Origin of the sequence: Zoogloea sp. (assembly GCF_017302315.1) — a bacterium.
Classification (GTDB): domain Bacteria; phylum Pseudomonadota; class Gammaproteobacteria; order Burkholderiales; family Rhodocyclaceae; genus Zoogloea.
Map to the genome: position 1 here is coordinate 1 of NZ_JAFLDT010000111.1, position 10,532 is coordinate 10,532.

9 protein-coding genes are annotated in these 10,532 nt (G+C 64.5%); 6 read left to right on the plus strand and 3 right to left on the minus strand.

Annotated features, from left to right (window positions below):
- Positions 1 to 284: 284 nt before the first annotated feature.
- A complete protein-coding gene (gene gatC / locus J0L98_RS19885; protein WP_296413743.1) occupies positions 285 to 572 on the minus strand; it encodes an Asp-tRNA(Asn)/Glu-tRNA(Gln) amidotransferase subunit GatC in 288 nt (95 codons plus the stop codon).
- Positions 573 to 680: 108 nt separating this feature from the next.
- On the opposite strand from gatC, the gene J0L98_RS19890 reads away from it, so the two are divergent.
- The 6 genes from J0L98_RS19890 (at position 681) to J0L98_RS19915 (ending at position 7,432) form a co-directional block, all read left to right on the plus strand.
- The gene (locus tag J0L98_RS19890) at positions 681 to 1,724 is read left to right on the plus strand and encodes a rod shape-determining protein (RefSeq protein ID WP_296407110.1); all 1,044 of its coding nucleotides are present in this window, start codon (positions 681 to 683) and stop codon (positions 1,722 to 1,724) included.
- A gap of 115 nt (positions 1,725 to 1,839) precedes the next feature.
- Positions 1,840 to 2,751: a rod shape-determining protein MreC gene (gene mreC / locus J0L98_RS19895; RefSeq protein WP_296413745.1), complete on the plus strand. Its 912-nt coding sequence runs from the start codon at positions 1,840 to 1,842 to the stop codon at positions 2,749 to 2,751.
- Between the two features lie 3 nt (positions 2,752 to 2,754).
- Positions 2,755 to 3,276, plus strand: coding sequence for a rod shape-determining protein MreD (mreD, locus tag J0L98_RS19900; protein ID WP_296413747.1), 522 nt, complete (start codon positions 2,755 to 2,757; stop codon positions 3,274 to 3,276).
- A gap of 6 nt (positions 3,277 to 3,282) precedes the next feature.
- Positions 3,283 to 5,184: a penicillin-binding protein 2 gene (gene mrdA, locus J0L98_RS19905; RefSeq protein WP_296413749.1), complete on the plus strand. Its 1,902-nt coding sequence runs from the start codon at positions 3,283 to 3,285 to the stop codon at positions 5,182 to 5,184.
- Positions 5,181 to 6,320: a rod shape-determining protein RodA gene (gene rodA / locus J0L98_RS19910; RefSeq protein WP_296413752.1), complete on the plus strand. Its 1,140-nt coding sequence runs from the start codon at positions 5,181 to 5,183 to the stop codon at positions 6,318 to 6,320. The genes mrdA and rodA overlap by 4 nt, the downstream gene beginning before the upstream one ends.
- Positions 6,321 to 6,364: 44 nt before the next feature.
- Positions 6,365 to 7,432, plus strand: a complete 1,068-nt coding sequence (locus J0L98_RS19915) for a septal ring lytic transglycosylase RlpA family protein (RefSeq protein ID WP_296413754.1) — start codon at positions 6,365 to 6,367, stop codon at positions 7,430 to 7,432.
- A 421-nt stretch (positions 7,433 to 7,853) separates the two neighbouring features.
- Here J0L98_RS19915 and J0L98_RS19920 read toward each other — a convergent pair whose 3' ends face one another.
- Positions 7,854 to 8,255, minus strand: a complete 402-nt coding sequence (locus J0L98_RS19920; protein ID WP_296413757.1) for a hypothetical protein — start codon at positions 8,253 to 8,255, stop codon at positions 7,854 to 7,856.
- Between the two features lie 30 nt (positions 8,256 to 8,285).
- Positions 8,286 to 10,532: tetratricopeptide repeat protein (locus J0L98_RS19925; protein WP_296413759.1), on the minus strand; the 2,247-nt coding region annotated here is incomplete at its 5' end.

Consider the following 10,532-nt stretch of genomic DNA (forward strand, 5'->3'; position numbering starts at 1 on the left):
GGGTTGGCTGCCGATTGGTGGAATGGACGCTGGCGTGAGGACTTTGATCGCGCCGCTGAAACGGGACAGAATGCGCATCGCTTATCTATTGAATGGAGCCGCGTGCAGCCGACACCGGATAAATGGGGGACTCTCGGTGGCGAGTTCGACGGCGGAGACTTTCCTGTCGCGGAGGGCCGCGGCGATGTCCTTGAGGCTGGAGTCGATCATGGTGCGTGGGCTGTGCGTGGAGCGGTATGGAGGGCGCCGCCGTAGCGGCCGGCCAATGTGGGGAGTGGCTGGGCCTATTCGATGACCTTGGGTACCAGATACAACCCGGCTTCGGTCTGGGGGGCGACGGACTGGAAGGCGGCGCGGCGATCACTTTCGGTGACACGGTCTTCGCGCAGGCGCTGGGCCAGTTCCTGGGGGTGGCTCATGGGCTCGACCCCGTCGGTATCCACCGCCTGCATCTCCTCGATGAGGCCGAAAATACCGTTCAGTTTGGCCTGGGTCGCCGCCAGATCACCCTCGGCGAGTTCGAGGCGGGCGAGCTTGGCGATGTGGCGGACTTCGTCAAGGGAGAGGGACATGGTAATTTACAAAGTTGCTTAAACGACAAAGGTTTGTAGGTTATCATAAGCGATTCTGTTGCCCCAATTCCCAACCCCTCCTAACGGTTTTTCCGGGATTTTTCTCCGATGTTTGGTTCCCTGCGCTCCTATTTTTCGAACGATCTCGCCATCGACCTCGGCACCGCCAACACCCTGATCTACGTTCGCGGCAAGGGCATCGTCCTCGACGAACCGTCCGTGGTGGCGATCCGCACCGAAGGCGGGCCGAACGCCAAGAAAACCATCCTGTCCGTGGGCATGTCGGCCAAGCAGATGCTGGGCAAGACGCCGGGCAACATCACCGCCATCCGGCCGATGAAGGACGGTGTGATCGCCGACTTCACGGTGACGGAGCAGATGCTCAAGCAGTTCATCAAGAAGGTTCACGACACCCGCCTGTTCTCCCCCAGCCCGCGCATCATCATCTGTGTGCCCTGCGGCTCCACCCAGGTCGAGCGTCGTGCCATCCGTGAATCTGCCCTCGGCGCTGGCGCCAGCAACGTCTATCTCATCGAAGAACCCATGGCCGCGGCCATCGGTGCCGGCATGCCGGTGGCCGACGCGACGGGCTCCATGGTGGTGGATATCGGCGGTGGCACCACGGAAGTGGGCGTGATCTCCCTGGGCGGCATGGTCTACGCGGGTTCGATCCGCGTGGGCGGCGACAAGTTCGACGAAGCCATCGTCAATTACATCCGCCGCAATTACGGCATGCTCATCGGTGAAACCACCGCCGAGTCCATCAAGAAGGAAATCGGTTCGGCCTTCCCGGGTTCCGAAGTGAAGGAGATGGAAGTCAAGGGCCGCAACCTGGCCGAGGGCATTCCCCGCGCCTTCACCATCTCCTCCAACGAGATCCTCGAAGCCCTCACCGAGCCCCTCAATCAGATCGTCTCGGCGGTCAAGATCGGCCTGGAGCAGACCCCGCCCGAACTTGGTGCCGACATTGCCGAACGTGGCATGGTGCTGACCGGCGGTGGCGCGCTGCTGCGCGATCTCGATCGCCTGCTGATGGAAGAAACCGGTCTCCCCGTGATCGTTGCCGACGACCCGCTGACCTGCGTGGTGCGCGGTTCCGGCATGGCCCTCGAGAAGATGGACCAGCTCGGTTCCATCTTCACCAGCGAATAAAGCCGGCCTGGCGGCCAGGGCCTCGGCAGTGAACGCTTCGTTCGCCTGCCGGCGCCGACAACCCGGGCGAGTCCCGGGTGCCGCCATTTGCCGATCGACCTGAGCGATCCGTCCCATGGTCGGCCATTCTCCTCCCCCCTTCTTCAAACGCGGGCCTGCGCCGCTGGCAAAGCTCGTGTTCTTTCTGGTGCTGTCCCTGGCGCTGCTGGTTAGCGACCTCAAGCTGCGCTACTTGGATGCCTTTCGCCAGGGGCTGTCGGTGCTCGCTTATCCCCTGCAGATGGCTGCCGCGACGCCAGCAGATTTCGTGCGCAACGCGTCCGACTACTTTGCTTCCCTGGTGCGCCTGCAGATCGAGAACAAGGAACTCAAGAGCAAGCAACTGAAGGAGGGTGAGCGTCTGCTGCGCCTGGAACAGCTTGAGCAGGAGAACCGCCACCTGCGCACTCTCCTTGAGGCCCGTGAGCGGCAGCCGGTGAAGTCCACCGTGGCCGAAATCATGTACACCGCGAAGGATCCGTTCTCGCGCAAGGTCATCCTCGACAAGGGCGCCCAGGCCGGCATCGAGGCCGGGCAGGCGGTGGTGGACGATGCCGGCGTGGTCGGCCAGATTACCCGTGTCTTCCCCATGCAGTCCGAGCTCACCCTGCTCACCGACAAGGACCAGGCCATCCCCGTGATGGTGGTGCGCAGCGGGCTCAGGGCCGTGCTGTTCGGCTCTGGTGACGGATTGATGGAACTGCGCTACCTGGCTGCCAACGCCGACGTCCAGCCCGGTGACAAGATCGTCACCTCGGGCCTGGATGGCGTCTTCCTGGCCGGTCTGCCGGTGGCCACGGTGGCGCGGGTCGAGCGCGACCAGGCCCAGACCTTTGCCCGCATTCCCTGCCTGCCGGCCGCCGGTGTCGAGCGCTTCACCCACGTGCTGGTCCTCGGCCATCGGGAGAGCCTGCCCGCGCGGCCGCCCGAGGTCGAGCCGGTGGTGGGCAAGCTCAAGGGCCGCAAGGCCCGGTCCGCCAAGGAGTAATCTGTGCAGCCCACCAACCGCTCCCGTCGTATTTTGCTGCCGGTGAAGATGTGGTTTGTCTACACCACCCTCTTCGTTGCCTTGTTCCTCAACTACATTCCCACCGGCCATCTGCCTGCTGTGCCCGATTTCGTGGCCCTGGTGCTGGCCTTCTGGTGCGTGCGTGAACCCCTCAAGATCGGTATCGGCGCAGGTTTCCTGTTCGGGTTGCTCACCGACATTGGTGTGGGCGCGGCCCTCGGCCAACATGCCTTTGCTTACGTGCTGGTGGCCTATGCGGCCAACGAGCTGTCGCGCCGGGTGCTGTGGTTTACCCCGGTGGAGCAGGCCCTGCACGTGCTGCCCCTGCTCTTCCTGTCCCAGGTGGTGATGGTCATCGTGCGCCTGATGGCGGGTGCAGAGTTTCCCGGCTGGTGGATGTTCTTCGGCACTTTCGTCGCAGCCGTGCTGTGGATTCCCCTGCACTATGTGCTGCTGCTGCCCCAGTACCAGCCCATGGAACGGGACGACAACCGGCCCATCTGACCCTTCATGGCCGCTATCCGCACCCCCGAGCAGGAACTCGCGCGTTTCCGTGGCCGTCTGGCCGTGGCCGGCATCGTCGCCCTGATCGGCTTTGGCTTGCTGGCGGCGCGCTTCTTCTACCTGCAGGTAGTGCGTTACGACTACTACTCTACCCGCGCCGAAGACAACCGCATCTCCCTGGTGCCCATCGTTCCCAACCGCGGCTTGATCACCGACCGCAATGGCACCGTGCTGGCGCGCAACTACTCGGCCTACACCCTGGAGATCACCCCTTCCAAAGTGGCCGATCTGGACGCCACCATCGAGGCGCTGTCCAAGCTGGTGGACATCCAGCCCAAGGACCGCAAGCGCCTCAAGAAGCTCATGGACGAATCCAAGAGCTTCGAATCCCTGCCCCTGCGCAACCGCCTGTCGGATGAAGAGGTGGCCCGCTTCATCGCCCAGCGCTACCGCTTTCCGGGGGTCGAGCTGAAGGCCCGGCTGTTCCGCGACTACCCCATGGGCAGCTTCGCCTCCCATGTCATCGGCTACATCGGCCGCATCAACGACCGCGACCTCGAACGCATCGAGGAGAGCGAAGACGCCGCCAACTACCGGGGCACCGACCACATCGGCAAGTCCGGCCTCGAAAAGAGCTACGAACGGGATCTCCACGGCATCACCGGCTTTGAGGAAGTCGAGGTGGATTCCGGTGGTCGTGCCGTGCGCCTGCTGCGCCGCACCCCCGCCATTCCCGGCAACAATGTGGTCCTGACCCTTGACCTCAAGCTCCAGGAGATCGTTGAAAAGGCGTTCGGCAATCGGCGCGGCGCCCTGGTGGCCATCGAGCCCTCCACGGGTGGCGTGCTGGCCATGGCCTCCACCCCCACCTTCGACCCCAACCTGTTCGTGGACGGCATCGCCCCCCAGGACTGGGACCAGCTCAACACCGACCAGGACAAGCCGCTTCTCAACCGCGCCATCTACAGCGCCTACCCGCCGGGCTCCACCTTCAAGCCCTTCATGGCCCTCGGTGCGCTCACCACCGGCAAACGCACTCCCAACCAGACCCTCGCCGATCCGGGCTACTTCAACTTCGGCGGGCACCGCTTCATGGACGACAAGGTCGGTGGGCATGGTGCCGTCGATCTCTACAAATCCATCGTCGTCTCCTGCAACACCTACTACTACATGCTGGCCAACGACATGGGCATTGATGCCATTGCCGGGTTCATGCGCCCCTTCGGCTTCGGCCAGCGCTCCGGCATCGATCTGCCCGGGGAGGCCGAGGGCGTGCTGCCCTCACCGGAGTGGAAGAAGAAGCGCTTCAAGAAGCCCGAGCAGCAAAAGTGGTTTGGCGGCGAGACCATCTCGGTGGGCATCGGCCAGGGCTACAACGCCTACACCCCGCTGCAGATGGCCCAGGGCCTCGCCGCGCTGGTCAATAACGGCGTGCTTTACCGCCCCCACATCGCCCGCCACGTGGTGGATGCCAAGACCGGCGAGCGGCGTACCATCGAACCCGAGCCCTTGCGTACCATCCCTCTCAAACAGGCCCACATCGACCTCATCAAGCGCGCCATGGTCGGCGTGAACAAGGCCGGTACCGGTGCCCGCGCCTTTGCCGGTGCGCCCTACGAGGTGGGTGGAAAGACCGGCACGGCCCAGGTTTACTCGCTCCGTGGAGGCAAGTACGTGGAGGGGCGGATCGCCGAGCGCCTGCGTGACCACTCCTGGTTCATCGCCTTCGCACCGGCCGACAAGCCGAGGATTGCCCTGGCCGTGCTGGTCGAGAACGGGGGGTTCGGTGCCCAGTCGGCCGCGCCCATCGCCCGCCAGGCCCTCGACTACTATCTGCTCGGCAAGGTGCCTGCGGGCATTGCTCCCGAAGATCCGGCCGCCGAAGAGTCTGCGGAGGTTGCCGAATGAATCCGCGTCTCGATCCGCGCAAGTGGTTGAGCTTCCTGCTGTCGCCCCTTGACGGCCCTCTGATGCTGCTGGTTCTGGCCCTCACCGCCTACTCGGCCGTGATCATGGTCAGCGCGTCGCCGGAGCGTCTGGGCACGCTGGCCGTCAACACGGCAGTGGCCTTCCTCGTGATGTGGGCGGCCGCGCGCATTCCGCCCCAGCGCATGATGAGCATTGCTCTGCCGTTGTATGTAATCGGTATTGTTCTGCTCGTTGCAGTGGCCTTGTTTGGCGACGTCTCCAAGGGCGCCCGGCGCTGGCTCAACATCGGAATCACCCGAATCCAGCCCTCCGAGCTCATGAAGATCGCCATGCCACTGACCCTGGCCTGGTATTTCCAGAGTCGCGAAGGCATGATCCGCGGCCGTGACTTCCTGATCGCCATCAGTCTGCTGTTGCTGCCGGTCGGGCTGATCGCCAAGCAGCCCGATCTGGGTACGGCGATCCTGGTGACGGCCTCGGGTTTCTTTGTGCTCTTCTTCGCGGGCCTTACCTGGCGCCTGATCCTGCCGGTGGCCGTGGTTGGCATAGCGGCTATCGCCTCCATCGTGATCATGGGCGACACCATCTGCCAGCCCGGGGTGGATTGGCCGGGCTTGAGGGAGTACCAGAAACACCGGGTGTGCACCCTGCTCGATCCGACTTCCGACCCCCTCGGCAAGGGCTTCCACATCATCCAGTCCACCATTGCCATCGGCTCTGGTGGCGTCGTCGGCAAGGGCTGGGGCAACGGGACTCAGACCCATCTGGATTTTCTGCCTGAACGCCATACCGACTTCATTTTCGCCGTGCTCACCGAAGAATTCGGGCTGGTCGGCGCACTCATTCTTGTGGTAATTTATATCCTGTTGATTTTTCGCGGCCTTTTTATAGCCGCTGGTGCCCCGACCCTGTTCTCGCGCCTGCTTGCCGGCGCCCTGACGCTGATCTTCTTTACTTACGCGTTGGTGAACATGGGCATGGTGAGCGGAATTCTCCCCGTTGTCGGGGTCCCGTTACCCTTCGTCAGTTACGGTGGCACTGCACTCGTGACCCTGTGCCTGGGTGTCGGTATGCTCATGAGCATACAGCGACACCGGCGCCGGGTAGGCACCTGAACCCGCGCGCGCCTGACGCGCGCGCCCGAACAGGAAAGAGCGTCATGCAACCTGTAGCGAAACACCCGCGAGCCGGTTTACGGCCCGCAGCCCTTTGTCGTGTCCTGTCTCGCCTTCTGGTCGTGGTGGGGTGCGTAGCCACCGCCTGCACCGCTGCCGCAGACGCTCAGGACTCCTCTGAACCGGTATTCCAGTCCAGCCTCAAGCCAGGGTCACCCAAGCAGATTTTCAGTGGTGCCTTCCGTTACGAGAGCCCCGATGACGGTGCGGATGAAGCCTCCGTCCCGCTGGAGGCCCCCCGCTTCGAAAAGGGCGACTATGCCCTGGGGCATGGCGTGGCCCTTGGCAACAGCGGCAGCTCCTTCCGCCAGAAAGGCGTCGCCAGTTGGTATGGCAAGCCCTTCCACGGGCGCAAGACGTCCAGCGGCGACAGCTTTGACATGTATGCGATGACGGCTGCTCACCCCAGTCTGCCGATCCCCAGCTATGTTCGCGTCACCAATCTGGCCAACGGGCGCTCAGCGGTCGTGCGTATCAACGACCGGGGCCCTTTTCACCCTGGCCGCATCATCGATCTCTCCTACGCGGCCGCTTACAAGCTTGGCTATGTTGACAGCGGACATGCCAGTGTCGAAGTGGCCCTGATGCTGCCCGAGGGCGTGGCCATGGTGGGTCCGGCTCGCAAGGTGCCGCCGATCCGTCGGGCCCCGCCGGCCCAGGTGGCGGCAGCCGTCGCCCGTCCCGCGCCTCCTGCCGTGGTCACGGAGACCTCGCCCGTGTCCGAGGCTCCCCAGGCGGTTACGGTCGCATCGGCCCCGGTAGTGGTGGCCCCGGCCCCGGTGGCGACGGCTTCCGTTGCTCCCGCAGGGCGTGGCAGCGAACCGGTTTTCCTGCAGCTTGGCGCCTTTGCCAGCTCCGTCAACGCCGAGCATTTCAAGGGTTTTGTGGAGCACGAACTGCAGTGGCTCAGATCCTCCGTCTCGGTACTCGCCAGCGAGGGAAAGTACCGTCTTCAGCTAGGCCCTTTCACCTCGGCCCTTGAGGCACGGGCCATTGCCGAGCGCATCGCCAACACCCTGAAACTCCGCCCAGTCGTCAAGAGTCGCGACTGAGTGACACGCGTCACAGCCCTGGAGTGTCTTTCGGGGCTTCGTTGGGCGTCGGTTTTGCCTAGACTGTGAGCTTGCGGGTCGAGCTGTGTAAGCCTTCGGTGGGCCTTTCCGGCTTGTGATCCGTCTGACCGGGAGTCCCTCGCCATGGCCACCGCATCCATCCTCCGCTGCCCCAACCCGTGCCCCCTATGTACCGAGGCAGCATGTCGGGATGCGGTCCGCTCCGACGCTGATCTCGACGCTATCCCTGACGAAATCGACCTGCTTCAGGTGATGTGGGCCCGTGTTCGAAGTAGCTGCAGCGAGCGATTGCCGGCATTGCAGTGCCATCCCCTGTAACCCCTCGCCATCGCCCGAAATGCAAAAGGAAGCCTGGCCGGCTTCCCTCTGCACTCTTACGTGAGTATCCGTTCCGTGACGCTCACGGTGGGGTGCAGCCGACGGGAAACCAAATCTTTACCGGGTAACCACCGATCCAGATGAGGTAGTAGCCTTCGCAAGGTACGCCAGCCGCTTTCGGCTTGGGCCCGTTGGCCTCCGACGCCGAGCCGGACTGGCATTCCGGCAGCGAGCTTTTCTTTGCGTCCGGGCCTGTGCCGCGGGGCATGGCGCAGGGGGCCAGGGGCTTGCCTTTTGCGTCAAGGGGAATGACCTCGCCGTTCTTGCCAAAAATGATCGCACCGGTGATGTCACCCGGGGCAATGACACTTGGCGCCAAGCGGTCGAGCTTGCCGGCTGCCTGGGCTGGGAGATGGAGAGTGATGCCAACCAGCAGGCTCAGGGTCAGCAGAGCTGGTTGCAGGATTGGGGGACGCTGCCGCATGGATGACGATCTCCTGTGGAATGAAGTGCGTTAGAAGTGCAGCTGCCCCTGGAGCATGAGGGTGCGCTGCGGGTAGAACAGGGAAACGCGGGGGGCGCCGTTGAGATCCGTGTTGTGGAAGCGGAAATCACGGTCGAACAGGTTATATACGCCCAGGCTGGCATTTACACGTTGGGGGACCAGTGGCAAGGACAGGCGCAGGTTGGTTACCGTGAAGGTTGAACGGGCATCGGATTCTGCCCCGGTGCTGGCAATCTGGCTGGCCCGCTGGCGCACCAGCCAGTGTTCGAGCAGTACTTCTGTCCGGCCGGTTTTCAACCACAGGCGCAAGGGCAGCAGATCGGTGTCGACTTTCCAGGGGGTGTCACGCACCAGCTTGTTGCCGCCCTCATAGCGGATGTTCTCGCGGCGCCATTCGGCGCTGAGCAAGGCGCGCCGGCCGAAGGGAAAGGCCAGGTGGGCCCGGTGAAGACTTTCCTTCCAGTCTTCCAGGTGGTAGCTGTTGCTGGCGCCCGAATCAACCATGGGGGCATCCAGCCAGCGCCAGGAGGCTTCCAGTCCGCCACTTAGCTGATCACTCAGGTGCCGCTCTGCGGCAACCGCTGCGCGCCGCCAGCGGGTTCCGGAGATGTCGTCAAAAACCTGGTTGAAACCGGCGAACTGGGTCGGAGCCAGGTTTTCCGCGTCATATCTCGAGCCGGATACGCCCTGGAGGATAGCGGCCCGCAGGGTGGTGCCAGTAGCAGGCCTGAGCACGGCCCCCAGCTTGCCGTTGATGCGTTCGGCCTGGCTGCGGCCCGTATCTTCGAAACGCACGTAGTCGGCACCGCCATGCAGGGTCAGGGCTGGGGTGACCCGCCACTGGGCGTAGCCGAAGGCGGTGTCCCGGTCCGTCCTGAGGGTCCGGGTTGGCAGTTTGATTACGTCAAGTACGATGCGCGGGTCCATGCTTAGGGCCATGGTTGCGCCGATATCCTGCTTGCCCGACAGTCTGGCCGCAGTGGCGCCGACGCTCAGACCGAGCTTTTCGCGTTGGCGGGTGTACAGGGCCGACAGGCCTCGTGTGCGGTGTTGCTCCAGCGCCTCGCTGTTGATGTCGAGATCGAGACCGAAGGCCTGGCTGCGGAACTGCAGAAAGTCTTTCTGTAGTTCGCGGAAGCGCTGGGTGTTGGCTTCGACGAGGATCTCATCCCCCTTGCCCAGTTCGTGGTGCAAGGCAATGCGGCCGAGGTCGTTGAGGTTGCGGTGCAGAAGGTTGGTCGCCTGACCGTCGAACAGGTTCTGGTACTGGGCGCCGCCATGGCGTTCGGTGTGACGCGCTTCAGCCAGCAGGGTTGTGCCTGGGGCGACCAGCAGGCGGGCGTCGAGGCGGCTGCCGGCCAGGTGGGTGTCGGCGATAGCCTCAGTGAGGCCAGCGTAGCGGTAGTCAAAACTGCCGAAGGATACCTGGCCCTGCTCCCAGGCGTGGGACAGCAGGGCGCTGGTGGCCATCGCGCTGTGGCTGCCGCCGCCCAGAGTGGCGGCAAAGCGTGTGGGCTTGCGCTCGAAGAAGGCAGTGGCCTCGTCGGGCGACACGGCCCGGGGGCCGTCGAAGATGGGCAGGGGTGGCATCACGAACTGGGGGGCCTGGGGCCACTGGCCGATGGGCTGGCGCAGGTTGGCCTGGAGCAGTTCGGACAGGCGGGCGCCTTCGAAGCGTGGCATGTCGGCGTAGGCGTCGGCCAGCAGACGGTGGGCGGCGGGGTTGGCCGGGTCGTCCTCGATGGCGTTCATGGCGGCGCCCTGGGCGGGGGCGGTCAGGCCCAACTGCTGGTAGGCGGCACCCAGGCTGGCGCTGCGGGCGGCACGGTCCTGGTCGAGAAGGGTGCCTGAGCGCAGTACCGAGCGGTTGGCATTGCGGGCCAGGGCCTGTTCTCCGTTGTACAGGGCGGCCAAGGGCTCGCCCTCGCGTAGCTGGCGGAACGCGTCGAAATACCAGGGCGTGGGGGAGGCCGGGTCAAGGCGTCGGGCCAGGTCGAACTGGTCGCCCGCCACCTTGCTGCGGGCTTCCTCCATGTAGGCGCGGCCCAGGTAGCTGCGCAGCTCGGCGTTTGCCGGGTCGAGAAGGGCGGCGATCTCCACCTCGCGGCGGCCGGCTTCGGTCTGCCCCTGGCGCATCAGGGCCAGACCCAGGCCGAAGTGGGCCAGGGGGTCGGTGTCGTTGCGGGCCAGGGCGGCCGCAAAGTCGGCTGCTGCAGCGCTCGTGTCGCCGGTCATGAGGAGGGCAAAGGCGGCCAG